The sequence below is a fragment of the Hydrogenophaga sp. A37 genome, assembly GCF_002001205.1.
Lineage (GTDB): Bacteria > Pseudomonadota > Gammaproteobacteria > Burkholderiales > Burkholderiaceae_C > Hydrogenophaga.
The window spans coordinates 88,146-101,028 of record NZ_MUNZ01000144.1; the positions used below are offsets into that span (position 1 = coordinate 88,146).

A 12,883-nucleotide genomic window follows, 5' to 3' on the forward strand; every position below is an offset into this window, starting at 1 on the left:
CGCTCAAAGTGCCAGGGCGCCGGCCTCGCGTGCGGGGTGGCGGTGCTTGCCGAGCGCGGTGATGAAGGCCGCCACCGCGCGCTCCGCTTTGGCAGCGGTGCCCACCACGATGCCCGGATCGGCCTCGCCGCTCGCCAGTGTCGGCACAACGCCAGCCTGCTTGAGCAGCGCTTTCGAGGCCCCCAGGGCCAGGATGGTCTTGCCGTGCCGGTATTGGTTCGAGATGAAGTCCATCACCTCGACGAGCGCCCCCAGCGCTTCCACGGCGCTGGCGCCGTCGGGCAATACGACCCCGTCGAACAGCACCGGTGGCGCGTTCTCCAGCGTTCTGGTGGCTTCGAACGGGTCGCCGCTGCCGGCTTGCACAGGCCCCAGGCGCGGAGCGATCAGGTGCACCTGGGCGCCGGCGGCCAGCAGCGCCGCGCCTGCGGCGGCCACCGACGGGCCGTCCACCCCATCGGCCACGAGGATGGCCACGCTGCGCGAACGGATGCCGCCGCTGCCTGGCCGGGCCGTCAGTGACAGCGCGGCCGAGGTGGTGACCTCGGGCGCGGCGGGGTTCACCAGCGCCTTCGGCATGGCCGGGGGCACGGCGATGCCCAGCCCGGCGGCGACGGTGGCGGCGAGTGCCTCGGACACATTGACCAGCGAAGACAGCATGCGCTCGCGGATCGCTGGCACGGTGACTTTGCTCAGCTCGAAGCGGAAGCCGCCCGCAATGTGCGCCTGCTCGACGGCGGTCTGGCTCTCGTAGAACAGGGTGGCCTGGGTGTAGTGGTCAGCGAACTTTTCGGGGTTGCCGCGCAGCTTGTCGCCCTGGCCTTCGTCCACCGGTTGCGGAAACGACACGAAGCCCGCGGCACCGGCCTGGAACGGGCAACCGCCGCCGAGCGAGTTGGGCTCGTAGGCGACACGGCCGCGCGGGATGGCCTGGCGGTGCAGGCCGTCGCGCTGGTTGTTGTGGGGCGCGGCGAGCGGGGCGTTGATCGGGATCTCGTGGAAGTTGGCACCGCCCAGCCGCGTGATCTGGGTGTCGACGTAGGAGTGGATGCGCCCGGCCAGCAGGGGGTCGTTGCTGAAGTCGATGCCCGGCACCACGTGGGCGGTGCAGAACGCCACCTGCTCGGTCTCGGCGAAGAAGTTGTCCGGGTTGCGGTTGAGCACCATGCGACCGACCGGCGTCACCGGCACCAGCTCTTCGGGGATCAGCTTGGTGGCGTCGAGCACGTCGAAGCTGAAGCCTGACGCCTGCGCCTCGGTGAAGATCTGCATGCCCAGCTCCCACTCGGGGTATTCGCCCGCTTCGATGGCTTCCCAGAGATCGCGGCGGTGGAAGTCCGGGTCGGCGCCCGAGATCTTGACGGCCTCGTCCCACACCAGCGAGTGGGTGCCGAGCTTGGGTGACCAGTGGAACTTGACGAAGTGCGACTCACCCGCCGCGTTGACCAGCCGGTAGGTGTGCACGCCGAAGCCCTGCATCATGCGAAAGCTGCGCGGAATGCCGCGGTCGGACATGACCCACATCAGCATGTGCGTGGTCTCCGGGCTGAGCGAGGCGAAGTCCCAGAAGGTGTCGTGCGCCGAGGCGGCCTGCGGCATGCCGTGATGCGGCTCGGGCTTCACGGCGTGCACGAGGTCGGGGAACTTCATCGCGTCCTGGATGAAGAACACCGGGATGTTGTTGCCCACCAGGTCCCAGTTGCCCTCGTGGGTGTAGAACTTGACGGCGAAGCCCCGGACGTCGCGCGCGGTGTCGGTGGAGCCGCGTTCACCGGCGACCGTGGAGAAGCGAACGAACACCGGCGTGATCTTGCCGGCGGTCTGGAACGGCGCGGCGCGTGTGTACGCCGTCAGCGGTTCGTAGGCCTCGAAAAAGCCATGGGCCGCTGAGCCGCGCGCGTGCACGATGCGCTCGGGGATGCGCTCGTGATCGAAATGCGTGATCTTCTCGCGCAGCACGAAGTCTTCGAGCAGTGTCGGGCCGCGCAACCCTGCCTTGAGCGAGTGCTGGTTGTCGCTGATCGAGACGCCCTGGTTCGTCGTCATCGCCTGGCCCGACGCGTCTGAGCGCACGCGGTCGAGGTCGCTGGTCTTGGCCGAGATGTTGACCTCGCTCAGGGTGCTGGCGGTGGCGACGGGCGACGGGCTGGGCGTGCTGGCGCCAGGCGGCGGTGTGACGGCGTTCTCGCGGCCGAACTCCAGCGCCTTGTTGGCGTTGTGCGGCATCGCCGCTGCGAGGGCCTGCGCGGCGGCAGCTTGCTCCGCCAGCCCCATGGGGTTGCGCGGCGGGTCGTCGGTGGGCTCGGTGGTGGTGGGTGTCTTCATGGTGAACCTTGTGGTGGGGGCGTTGAAGGAAGGTCAGCCGCCAGACGGTGGTTTGCCGCCGGGGCCTGGCACCTGGCGGGCGCGACGCTTCGCGTCCAGGCCAGGGGTCGCGCGCATGTCGGTGTCCACCAGGCCGGCGTCGAGGTCGCGTTTGGCCTGGACCATCTTGGGATCGGGTTCCTCGGCCGTGTCGTTGACGGTCTCATCGCGTTCATGAGGCAACGGCAATCCGGGCGCCGACAGCGGCGCTTTCGCGCCACGCGGTGGCGTGGCCACCTGGCGTCCAATGGAACGCTTGTTTTTGGGGTTCAGGGACATACCGCGTCCTTGGCCAGGGATGGGCCGGGCCGGGCCTTCATGTCGGGTGTTTCATCGGGGTTGACGATCCGGTCGTGCTCGGGGTCGTCCGGGATGGCCGGGGGCACCGGCCCTTCGTCGGGTTCGACGGGCGGCGCGCCCGGTTCGAACTCCTCAGGCACGTCGTTGTCGGGGAGACGGGGTTTGTGAGCGTGGGCAAGGGACATGGTGTTCCTCCTAGGCATGGGGGTGTTGGCTGGCGTGGCGGCCGGCGGCTCACTTGGCCGGGCTGAGCGGTGCCGAGTGATCGTTGTTCTGCCCGGGCAACAGCGCCTCGTCGGATGTTGTCTTCGGCTTCCTGGTGCCGTCCGTTTCGCCCAGTGCCGGATCGGCCTTGGCTGCGGTCCCGGGTGGAAAGACCGACCCGGCCGATGGCAGCGACGGGTCGGTCGCAGGCCCGGTGGCCGCGCCAGACCCGCCCGGCATCGGCGAGGAGAGCGTGGGCTGCGGAAGGTCGCTGGGTTTCTTGTCGCAGGCACTCAGACCCATCGCACAAGCACAGAGAGCGATCCAGATGGAATGTGTGTTCATGAAGGGGTCCTTGTGGTGGCGCGGTTCACGGAAACGCCATGCTCTTTGCCTGTGTCGGCGGTGTCTGTGCGGCATCGAACCCATCGCGGCAGTGGTCCCGGCCAAACAGGTGCGATCAGTCCCCTATCGCACAGACCCAGGGGTGGAGGCCGTGCGCCAATGCAGGCTTGGAACCGGTGCTGTTCAAAGTCGGCGCATCAACACAGGACCGCCACAGGTTCGGCGCACTTCACAGGAGGCAGTCATGCAGAAGATGTCCATGCTCCGGGCCGCCCCGTTCGTCGACGCCGGTGGTAGCCCGAACACGAGCCAGAACGAACAATTCCTGAACATGCTGGACGGCTTTCGGCTCAGCGGCGGGTTGGCTCAGGGGCACGATCTGATGCCCCTCCTGGCCAGCCGGTCCGGTTTGAACATCGGCACCCTGGCGAGGTGGATCGTCGAAGGTGAGGTGGTCCACTTCGAGTGGCAACACGAGACCTGGTTGCCCCTGTTTCAGTTCAGTGGCCCCGACATGGCGCTTCGCGCGGGCGTCCGGCAGGTGCTGAAGGAATTCCGTGGTGTGCTGGACCCCTGGGAAACCGCACAGTGGTTTGCCTGCCCGTCCGAGGCCCTCGGCGGTCGAACGCCCGCCGACGAGGTGGCACTGCATCCCGAGGAGGTGCTGCACGCAGCGCGTTGCGAACGGTATGTCGTTGACGCGTAGCGCAAGAGACGGAAAATGAACGGGCCAGGGCCGCCGATGCGCCCCTCCACCGTTCAAAGGATTCGTCATTTCAACGCACCCACTTCCCGATGCTGAACGGAGCCCGGCCACGCCGCATGTGGTGATCATCGGTGGCGGCTTTGCCGGCCTCTGGTGCACACGCGCATTGGCGTCGGCACCGGTTCGCATCACGCTGGTCGACAAGGCCAACCACCACCTCTTTCAGCCCTTGCTGTACCAGGTCGCCACGGCGGGCCTCTCTGCGCCTGACATCGCCGCGCCGCTGCGGCACATCCTGCGCCGCCAGCGCAATGTGCGGGTTCTGATGGCCGAGGTGACCGGCATCGACGTCTCGGCAAAGACGGTTCAACTGGGCGAACCCGTGGCACCGCAGACCCTGCACTACGACCGGCTGCTGGTGGCCAGCGGCGCGGCCCACGCCTACTTCGGCCACGACGAATGGGCCGCCCATGCGCCGGGCCTCAAGACGCTGGACGATGCACTCGCCATTCGCCGCCGCTTGCTGCTGGCCTTCGAGCAGGCAGAGGCCGCCACCAGCGAGGACGAACGGCAGGCATGGCTGCATTTCGCCATCGTGGGCGGCGGGCCCACGGGCGTGGAACTGGCCGGCACGCTGGCCGAGCTGGCGCGCCACACGCTGCGCGAAGAGTTCCGCCAGTTCGACCCGCGGCAGGCCCTGGTGCGCCTCATTGAGGCCGGCCCGGCGCCGTTGGCCAGCTTCCCGCCGGCCTTGCAGCAGCGCACGAAAGCCCAGCTGGAGTCGCTGGGTGTGGAGGTCTGCTGCGGCACACCCGTGGCCGACATCACCGACCAGGGTTACCGCCTGGGCGACCACTTCGTGCCCTGTCGCACGGTGCTGTGGGCCGCGGGCGTGGCCGCGTCGCCGCTGGGCGCGATGCTGGGCGCGCCGCTGGACCGGGCCGGCCGCGTGAAGGTCAACCCCGACCTCACGCTGCCCGGTCACCCGGAGGTGTTTGTCGCCGGCGATCTGGCTGCCTTGTCGCGGGCCGACGGCCGCCCTGTGCCCGGCGTGGCGCCTGCGGCCAAGCAGATGGGCGCCCATGTGGCCCGCAGCATCCGCGCGGGGCTCTCTGGCAGCAGCGCGCGGCCGTTCGAGTACGCGGACCAGGGCAACCTGGCCACCATCGGCCGCATGGCGGCGGTGGTGGACCTGCGCGGCCTCCAGTTCTCGGGCCTGCTGGCCTGGTGGTTCTGGCTGGCCGCGCACGTGTTCTTCCTGATCGGCTTTCGCAACCGCATCAGCGTGCTGCTGAACTGGGCGCTGGCCTACTGGACCTACCAACGCGGCGCGCGCATCGTGCTGGGCGAAGAACGTTCCACAGAACCGCCGCCCTGACCCGCCCCTTCGCCGGGAGCATCAAGCCCGCCGTCGGGTCTTGCCCGCGGCCTTCTTCGTGGGGCCGGCGGCTGTGCCGTCGGCGGGGCCTCCGGGCTGGCGTTTGCTCAGGCTTTTGGCCAGCAGCTCGGTCAGATCCACCACGTTGCTCGCCACCGCCTCAGAGGGCGCGTCTTCCAGCTTCGTCACCGTTTCGGTCTCGCCGGCTTCGACCTTCTTCCTCACCAGCGCCTCGATGGCATCGCTGAACTGCTCTGCATAGGCGTCCGACTTCCAAGGGCCGGTCATGTCGGCGATGAGTTGTGCGGCCATCTTCAGTTCAGCCGGTTTCAGGCCTGCAGCGGTCTTGCCTTCGGCCGGCAGCTTCAGGTCCTCCATGGGGCGGATTTCGTTGGCCCAGCGGATGGTGTTGAGCACCAAGGCCGCACCGGAAGGAATCAGCGCCGCCAGGCGCTCCTTGGTGTGCATCACCACCCGAGCGATGCCGATCACGCCGGCCTCGAACATCGCCTCCCGGAGCAGGGCATAGACCTTCTCGCCCTTGCCCAAGGGCTCAAGGTAGTAGGGCGTCTCCAGCAGCGTGAACGGAATCTCGCTGGCCTTGACGAAGGCTTCGATTTCGATGGTTTGTGTCGACTTCGGGTAGGCCGCCTTGATCTGGTCTTCGCTCAGGATCACGTAGTCGCCATCGTCCTGTTTGATGCCCTTGACGATGTTGTCGGCCTGGATGTCTTTGCCCGTGCGCTTGTTCACGCGCTTGTAGCCCACCGGGTCCATCGATCGTTTGTCGAGCCAGTCGAAGTCGATGCCGACATCTTGCGAGGCCGGGTACAGGGCCACGGGCACATGCACGAGGCCGAAGGTGATGGCGCCTTTCCAGATCACACGGGGCATGGGAACTCCTTGTTCGGCACAGGACCGACAGTGGGTGAATGAAGAGCGGAGGGTTCAAGAGCGACTCAGCCTCTCAGGCCGCAGGCGGCGTGTGGCCCAGGGTTGACATCGCCGCCTTGAGACCGCGTGCGGACCTGGCATAGCCGGCCCAGGGTTTATTCCCCACGGCCAGGCGTTCTTGAACCGTTTTGACCGACCAGTGGTCGCCGCCGCGCAGCGAGGGCAGTTCTTCCCAGGTCACGGGGACGGAGATGCCCAGTCCCGGCCGCGCGCGCGCCGACCAGGCGCAGACCGTGGTGGCGCCTTGCCCGTTGCGCAGGTAGTCGATGAAGATCTTGCCGACGCGGTTCTTCGGGCCGCTGCGGGCCACGAAGCGCTGCGGAATCGTGTTCGCCATGTGCGCCACGACGGCCTGAGAAAACCCCTTGACGGTGGCCCAGTCGTGCAGGCGCTTAAGGGGCACCACGACGTGAAGCCCCTTGCCGCCACTGGTCTTCAGGAACGACGAGAGGCGCAGCTGGGTCAGGAACGCATGCATCAGTTCCGCGGCTTCCTGCACCTGGGACCAGGCCACGCCTTCACCGGGGTCCAGGTCGAACACCATGCGGTCCGGGTGCTCGTAGAACGCGGCGCTGCCGTTCACCGTGTGGAACTCGATCACGTTCCATTGCGCGGCCGACAGCAGGCCCCGATGGCTGGCCACCTCGATCAACGGCGGGTGGTCGGGGTCGAGCTCGGGACTCAGTTGCTTGATGCCGGCCAGCTTCCCGGTGTCCGCATGTTTCTGGAAGAACAGCTGGCCACCCACACCGTCGGGCGCGCGCAGCAGCGACACCGGTCGACCCTTCAGGTGTTTCATCATCAGGTCGGCGATCAGGTCGTAGTAGCGGACCAGTTCGAACTTTCTCGTGCCCGTGCTGGCGTCGATCACCCGTCTCGGGTTCGTCACCTGAACCTGGCTGGACATGGCAGGCGCCTTGCGCGCAGGCGCAGGGTTCGGCGCCGGGGCGGACGACAGGCGCAGCGCCTTCTCGCGCACGATGGTGCGGGCGTCCTTGTCGTCCCGAAGGCCCCGGAACACGGCATGCCGGATGCGGCCGGTGTGTGTCCACTCCCCGAAACTCACCTCGGCGACCAGGGTCGGTTCGACCCACTGTGGCTGGCCGTCGATCTTCGAGTCGGCGGCGACGAAAGGGCTCGTGCTTCGCGCCCTCGCATCCAGGGCCTTCTTGAGATCTTTCAAGGCCTTTTCGCTGAAGCCCGTGCCGACATTGCCGACGTATTGCAGCGCGCCCTCTGCATCGTGCACACCGAGCAGCAGCGCGCCGAAGCCGCTGCGAGCACCTTGGGGAGCGGTGTGGCCACCGATCACGAACTCCTGCCGCTGGCTGCACTTCAGCTTGACCCAGTCTGCCGAGCGCGAAGAGCGGTAGGGGCTGCTGAGGCGTTTGGCCATCACGCCCTCCAGGCCCAGCTTGCAGGCCGATGCGACCACGGTCTGAGGCGTGGCATCAAACGCCTCGCTGAAGCGGACGAGGTCCGTGTTCGACGCCGCAAGCAGCGCCTTCAGGAACTGACGCCGTGCTTGCAGGGGGGCGTGGCGAAGGTCGTGCCCCGCGGCGTAGGGCACATCAAACAGGTACAGCACCACAGGGACCGTCTGCTGGGTGTCGAACGCCTGCTGCAGCGCGCCGAAGTCGGGAATGCCCGCTTCGTTGGGCGCCACGATCTCGCCGTCGTACCAGCCCGGCGGGAGCTGGAGGCCTTCGAAGGCGCTTTGAAGCGGCTGCAGCCTGTCGGTCCAGTCATGCCCGTTGCGGGTCAGGAAACGCGCGCCCCCGGCGTCGTTGCGCACCAGCATGCGATAGCCATCGAATTTGATTTCGTAGAGCCACTCGGCCGCGTCCGGTGGCGGGGCGGTCACCAGCGTGGCGAGCTGGGGCGCCAGCGTGCGGGGCAGAACCGATGGCGTGGCCTCGGCGGGCAAGCCGGGGAGGGAAGGGGATCCGAGGGACTTCACGCTGTCCGGCAGCTCGTCGACCACGCTGAATTCCGCGGAGGCCCGGGCGTGGGGGTCTTTCTCTTTGATCAGCAACCAGGCCGGCCGCTTCTCGTCTTTGCCCTTCATGCGTACCAGCGCCCATCGCCCGTGCAGTTTGTGGCCCCGCAACTCGAACTTCAGGCTGCCCTCGAGCAGCCCTTGTTGCGGGTCCTCCAGAGGGTGCCAGGTGCCCGCGTCCCACACGATGACCTTGCCCGCGCCGTATTGTCCGGTCGGTATGGTGCCTTCAAAGCTCGCATAGGCCAGCGGGTGGTCTTCCACCTGCACGGCCATGCGTTTGACGCTCGGGTCGACACTGGGCCCCTTGGGCACGGCCCAACTCTTCAATGTGCCGTCGAGCTCCAGCCTGAAGTCGTAGTGCAGGCTGCTGGCCCAGTGTTTTTGCACCACGAAGCTCAACCCAGCGGCCACGGACGGGCCAGTGGTGGGGCCGCCTTCCGCGGGCTCCGGCGTCAGCGCGAAGTTGCGCTTGGCCTGGTAGGCGCCCAGTGGGCCTTTCGCAGGCTCAGCCGGCTCAATCGGCTTTGGCCGAGGCTGCATGTTTTGCCACCGGTGCGGCCGAAGCCCCCGCCGACAGGCCGGTGAGCGAGCCATGTTCCCCCATCGCGATGGGCTTGCCCGCCACCATCGACGCGATCACGCCGAAAGTGCGGACCATCTTGCTGTTGGGCGAATCCCAGTAGTCCGCTGCGTCGGGAACGAACTTCAGCAGTGCCAGGTTCGGCGAGTCGGGACCGTCCGGGAACCAGGGTTTGGCGTAGGCCGTCCACAGGCTGTTGATGCGGCTGCGGTCGGTGTCGATCGTGCCGCGGCCCGACAACGACACGTAGGTGCCGTTCGATGCGTCGGAGAAGCTGAGATTGACCACGCTCAGGTGGTCAACCTTTGGCGAGCGCAGGTCGGTGAAAAACCACAACGCGCCGTTGGTGTCCATCTTCAGTGGCGCCATCGGCCGGCTGGCCAGGCTGCCGTCGATCTCCACCGTGGTGAGCATGGCGGCCGGAATGTCTTCTATCAGCTCGGCGATGTGGGAGAGCGCCGCGTTGGTCTGTGGGTCTGTTTTCATGGGATGAACCTCGGGTTGAGAGGGGGATGAGCGATCAGCGGGCGGCGCGGGGCCGTGCCACGGAAAGGGGTCCAGCGAGCGCCGCGCCGGGCCGTTTTCACACCCGCTCGCCACGCCGTTCGCGGAACCAAAATACGCCTGTGAGCGCGCAGGGTCTGTGCGCTTTCGCACATGCATCACATGGCTGCCGTGGACGTTCCACGCCATGCAGAATGACCCACATGAAACGACGACCACGCACGTCCACCTGGGCCAAAAGTTTCGAGCGCAGCCTCAACGCGATGACGCGGCTGGCGACCGCGTCCGGCACCCGGGCGCTCAACAAGGCCTTGAAGCCCGCTGTGGCCAGGCGCACACCGCCACCCGGTGCCGGGGCCTGGATTCCCGGCGTCTCCATGGGCGCGGCCGGTGCCCGGCGCTTTCGGCTGTACCGCCCGCCGGAGGTTCAGTTCGGCGAGCGCCTGCCGCTGATGGTGATGCTGCACGGCTGCGGTCAGGACGCCAACAGCTTCGCGGCGAGCACGCGCATGAACCGCATCGCGATGCGCGAACGTTTCATGGTGCTCTACCCGGAGCAGGACCGTCTCGCCAATGCGCAGGGCTGCTGGAACTGGTTCGACACGGGCAGCGGCCGTGCCTATGGCGAAGCCGCGCTGATCATGAAGGCGGTGGACCAGGTCTGCCTGCTGTACCCGGTGGACAAGGCGCGCGTGGCCATCGCCGGCCTGTCGGCCGGTGCCAGCATGGCCGCCCTGGTGGTCACCCGGCACCCGGGGCGCTTCAAGGCGGTGATCATGCATTCGGGCATTCCGCCGGGCACCGCGCACTCCTCGCTGTCGGCGCTGGGTGCTATGCACGGCCATCGCGCCACGATGCCGCTGGCGGCCACGCCGAGCCTGATGGAGGCCCACTGGCCGCCCTTGCTGGTGATCCACGGCGACGGCGACGGCGTGGTCTCGCCCAAAAACGGCCTGGCCGCGGCCCAGGTCTGGGCCGACGCGGCCGGGGCGAAGGCGGGCCAGGCGCGCAGCGTGCAGCGGGGCAAGCGCTACCCGATGTCGGTCACCGACTTCAAGCGCCGGGGCAGCACCGTGGCCACGCTGGTTGCCGTGAACGGCCTGGCCCACGCGTGGAGCGGCGGCGCCGCGAGCCAGGCGTTCAGCGACCGGCAGGGGCCGGACGCGTCGCGCATGGTCTGGGGTTTTGCGGCGAAGCAGTTTCGGGTGGAGGGCTGATGGGCCCACGTCACCTTCGGATCGGAGTTGGTGGCGAAGGCGAAGGCGAAGGCGGTGGCGGTGGCGGTGGCGGTGGCGGTGCACCCGCTGCGCCCGGCGGGTTGCACGGGTCCTTGGCGCCGGGGCTGCCGGTTTCGATCAGCGGCAGCACGGCGGCCGCAGGGCCTGCCACCGCCCCCAGGGCCAGCGCGCCGAGCACGCGCCCTGCGAGCCGCTTGGGTTCGATGCCCACGGCCGGGTCGGCCAGCGTGCCGGTCACGGTAACGGGCGTTCTCAGCGACAGCGGTGACCAGTCTTTGGACCGAGTGACCACGTGCAGATTCAGCGACTCGTCGCGAAGGCTGACCTGGCCGGTGACCCACACCGTGCTGTCCTTGTTGTCGATCACGGCCTGGGTGGGTTGGACGACGCCGTCGCGCGCCACCAGATCAAACCGGGCACAGCGCAGGGGCAAGGGGCGGTCCCCTGTGATCATCACCCCCAGTGCCTCAGCGACATCAATGCCCATGGCTTCGGTGATCAGGTGAGAGAGGCTGCCTTCGCGCAGCGCGAGGTACAACGGGCCGTCGGCTGAGCCCAGAATGGCGGCGGTCGAGTTGCCGGCCCCGCGCAGATGCAAGTTGCCCACCAGCTCGCCCGTGAGGTAGGACTGCACGGGCTGCTCTCCGCCCTGGCGCGCCTCCTTGCGCTCGCGTTTGAGCGCAGTGGTTGCGGTGGCAGGCGGGGCCTTGCCTTCTGCCGAATCGGGGCGCAGACCGCGGATCCAACCCGCCATGTCGATGCCTTCGAACGCCAGGCGGGCTTCCCATTTCGCGGGGCTGGCGTTGCTGTCCAGCGCCGTCATGCCCTTGAACTGTCCGCCCGACACCACCGCCTGCAGCGACTCCAGCCGCAGCACCCCTTCATCCAGGAGCAGGTGAGTCTTCAGCTGCCGCATGGGCGCCATCGCCTCGGTACCGAAATCCAGCTCCTGAATCGCCACCTGGACGTCGGCATCCATGGCTTTCAGCGAGGGCAAGTCGAAGCGGCGTTGCGGCAGGGCGCGGTTGCCCTGGTCGCCGCCAGCCGTCGAGGTGTCCTCCTTGCCGTCCCCGCCAATGGCGGGGCCCAGATCGGCCAGGGCGAGCCTGGGGCCGGTGAGCGTGCCTGAGAGGCGCGGCGGCTGGGTGTGCTGTTGGTATTGCAGATCGCCCTGGAGGCGGCTGCTGCCGATGTGGGCACGCGACGTCTTGAAATGCCAGACACCGGCGTCCTGCTGCAGTTCACCGCGCAAATCGTATGCCGGTGTGCGTGGCAAGGTCAGGCCCAAAGGCTTGGCCGCGTCCGCCAGCGAGGGGCCGGCCACTTCCACCTGGCCCTGCATTCGCGGCGTGCCCAGCAGCGAAGCGGCCTGGCCGTCGAACAGCACGCGCGTGGCCGCGACCGTGCCCTCAATCCGGACCGGCACCCAGGTGGCGTCGGCAGCGGTGTCCGGGTCCTGCAACAAGGGCAGTGTGCTGCCGGCGCGCACCGCCAGTTTGAGCGGCAAGGCGCGGTAGCGCCCCGTGAGGGAGGCCTCGTAGCCCGTGTCCGGGCCGCTGGCCGCGCTGCCTTCGCGGCCCCGCACCTTCACGGCCACGTCAGCGTCCTGCACGGCATCAACCCAGGCGATCTGCCCTTGGCCCACGGTCAGGTTGCCGAAACTCGGCAGCGCCGCCAGGGCAGAAGCCTCGGTCTCTGGCGAGGGCGTCTTTTCTGCACCCATCGGCCAGTTGGCCTTGCCGTCGGCGGTGCGGATCAGATGCGCATCGAGCAGGTCGGCACGCAGGGCTTGTATGTGCAGGCTGTCGCCCCGCTGCCAGCGCCACACATCGCCCCAGCGCCAGGCCAGCGCGATGCGCTGCGCATCCAGCAGGTGCGGGGCCTTGAAGCGGGGGTCGGATGCCACGTGCAGGTGGCCGACTTCCAGCCGCGGTCGCCAGATGAGGTGCAGCTTCACCGCACCCTGCAAGCTCACGGGTACCTTGGCGGCGCCCGTCATGGCGCGCTCCATCGGCTGTCGCAAAAAAGGCCAACCGGCCATTTCGCCCCACGCGATGCCCGCCACCAGCAGACCGACCACACCCGCCGATGCCCACAAGGCAGGCCGACGGGCCCACGGCGACCGATCCCGCTGGGGAGCGGATGGCGGAGGTGGCGTGGTCGGCGAGGTGTTCACTGGAATAGGGCTGTGCTTACAGAGCACAGCCCTATTTCCATCATAAAAGTCGGTTCTTCAAATGTGCGTGCGCCAACGCACAGAGCTTCACCGACGTCACATGGGCGCTAATGAACGCAGGCCCATAAAACC

At 68.0% G+C, this 12,883-nt stretch carries 11 protein-coding genes; 3 read left to right on the top strand and 8 right to left on the bottom strand.

Annotation, left to right across the window (positions count from 1 at the left end; translation table 11 throughout):
• Positions 1–3: 3 nt before the first annotated feature.
• Genes B0E41_RS20210 through B0E41_RS20225 form a run of 4 tightly spaced genes read right to left on the bottom strand, consistent with a single transcriptional unit; the run spans position 4 to position 3,213 of the window.
• Positions 4–2,325 carry a catalase gene (locus B0E41_RS20210; RefSeq protein ID WP_077333787.1) on the bottom strand — a complete coding sequence of 774 codons (2,322 nt, stop codon included), beginning with the start codon at positions 2,323–2,325 and terminating at the stop codon, positions 4–6.
• A gap of 33 nt (positions 2,326–2,358) precedes the next feature.
• On the bottom strand, positions 2,359–2,643 hold the full coding sequence (locus B0E41_RS20215) for a hypothetical protein (protein WP_077333789.1): 285 nt from the start codon (positions 2,641–2,643) through the stop codon (positions 2,359–2,361).
• Complete coding sequence (locus B0E41_RS20220; RefSeq protein WP_077333791.1) at positions 2,634–2,849, bottom strand: hypothetical protein; 216 nt, start codon at positions 2,847–2,849, stop codon at positions 2,634–2,636. The genes B0E41_RS20215 and B0E41_RS20220 overlap by 10 nt, the downstream gene beginning before the upstream one ends.
• A gap of 49 nt (positions 2,850–2,898) precedes the next feature.
• Positions 2,899–3,213, bottom strand: a complete 315-nt coding sequence (locus B0E41_RS20225; protein WP_077333793.1) for a hypothetical protein — start codon at positions 3,211–3,213, stop codon at positions 2,899–2,901.
• A 244-nt stretch (positions 3,214–3,457) separates the two neighbouring features.
• Between B0E41_RS20225 and B0E41_RS20230 the strand changes: the two genes are divergently transcribed.
• Together B0E41_RS20230 and B0E41_RS20235 are read left to right on the top strand one after the other, a co-directional pair.
• Positions 3,458–3,919, top strand: coding sequence for a hypothetical protein (locus B0E41_RS20230; RefSeq protein ID WP_077333795.1), 462 nt, complete (start codon positions 3,458–3,460; stop codon positions 3,917–3,919).
• 118 nt (positions 3,920–4,037) lie between these two features.
• On the top strand, positions 4,038–5,297 hold the full coding sequence (locus B0E41_RS20235; protein WP_253195046.1) for an NAD(P)/FAD-dependent oxidoreductase: 1,260 nt from the start codon (positions 4,038–4,040) through the stop codon (positions 5,295–5,297).
• Between the two features lie 21 nt (positions 5,298–5,318).
• On the opposite strand, the gene B0E41_RS20240 is transcribed toward B0E41_RS20235, so the two are convergent.
• The 3 genes from B0E41_RS20240 to B0E41_RS20250 form a co-directional block, all read right to left on the bottom strand.
• Positions 5,319–6,191, bottom strand: coding sequence for a Ku protein (locus B0E41_RS20240; RefSeq protein WP_077333797.1), 873 nt, complete (start codon positions 6,189–6,191; stop codon positions 5,319–5,321).
• A 73-nt stretch (positions 6,192–6,264) separates the two neighbouring features.
• Positions 6,265–8,793 carry a DNA ligase D gene (gene ligD, locus B0E41_RS20245; protein ID WP_077333799.1) on the bottom strand — a complete coding sequence of 843 codons (2,529 nt, stop codon included), beginning with the start codon at positions 8,791–8,793 and terminating at the stop codon, positions 6,265–6,267.
• Positions 8,768–9,319, bottom strand: coding sequence for a pyridoxamine 5'-phosphate oxidase family protein (locus B0E41_RS20250; protein ID WP_077333801.1), 552 nt, complete (start codon positions 9,317–9,319; stop codon positions 8,768–8,770). Before B0E41_RS20250 ends, ligD begins: the two co-directional genes overlap by 26 nt.
• Before the next feature lie 221 nt (positions 9,320–9,540).
• Here B0E41_RS20250 and B0E41_RS20255 point away from each other — a divergent pair, with 221 nt between their 5' ends.
• Positions 9,541–10,554 carry a PHB depolymerase family esterase gene (locus B0E41_RS20255; RefSeq protein WP_077333803.1) on the top strand — a complete coding sequence of 338 codons (1,014 nt, stop codon included), beginning with the start codon at positions 9,541–9,543 and terminating at the stop codon, positions 10,552–10,554.
• 10 nt (positions 10,555–10,564) lie between these two features.
• On the opposite strand, the gene B0E41_RS20260 is transcribed toward B0E41_RS20255, so the two are convergent.
• Positions 10,565–12,574 (bottom strand): AsmA family protein, encoded by a 2,010-nt coding sequence (locus tag B0E41_RS20260; RefSeq protein WP_143433927.1) that lies wholly within the window; start codon positions 12,572–12,574, stop codon positions 10,565–10,567.
• Positions 12,575–12,883: the final 309 nt, after the last annotated feature.

Bases quoted from the DNA above. Each gene is read 5' to 3' on its own strand.
- B0E41_RS20220 (WP_077333791.1), bottom strand. From the start codon at position 2,849: ATGTCCCTTGCCCACGCTCACAAACCCCGTCTCCCCGACAACGACGTG.
- B0E41_RS20210 (WP_077333787.1), bottom strand. From the start codon at position 2,325: ATGAAGACACCCACCACCACCGAGCCCACCGACGACCCGCCGCGCAAC.
- B0E41_RS20215 (WP_077333789.1), bottom strand. From the start codon at position 2,643: ATGTCCCTGAACCCCAAAAACAAGCGTTCCATTGGACGCCAGGTGGCC.
- ligD (WP_077333799.1), bottom strand. From the start codon at position 8,793: ATGCAGCCTCGGCCAAAGCCGATTGAGCCGGCTGAGCCTGCGAAAGGC.
- B0E41_RS20260 (WP_143433927.1), bottom strand. From the start codon at position 12,574: ATGACGGGCGCCGCCAAGGTACCCGTGAGCTTGCAGGGTGCGGTGAAG.
- B0E41_RS20240 (WP_077333797.1), bottom strand. From the start codon at position 6,191: ATGCCCCGTGTGATCTGGAAAGGCGCCATCACCTTCGGCCTCGTGCAT.
- B0E41_RS20230 (WP_077333795.1), top strand. From the start codon at position 3,458: ATGCAGAAGATGTCCATGCTCCGGGCCGCCCCGTTCGTCGACGCCGGT.
- B0E41_RS20255 (WP_077333803.1), top strand. From the start codon at position 9,541: ATGAAACGACGACCACGCACGTCCACCTGGGCCAAAAGTTTCGAGCGC.
- B0E41_RS20225 (WP_077333793.1), bottom strand. From the start codon at position 3,213: ATGAACACACATTCCATCTGGATCGCTCTCTGTGCTTGTGCGATGGGT.
- B0E41_RS20250 (WP_077333801.1), bottom strand. From the start codon at position 9,319: ATGAAAACAGACCCACAGACCAACGCGGCGCTCTCCCACATCGCCGAG.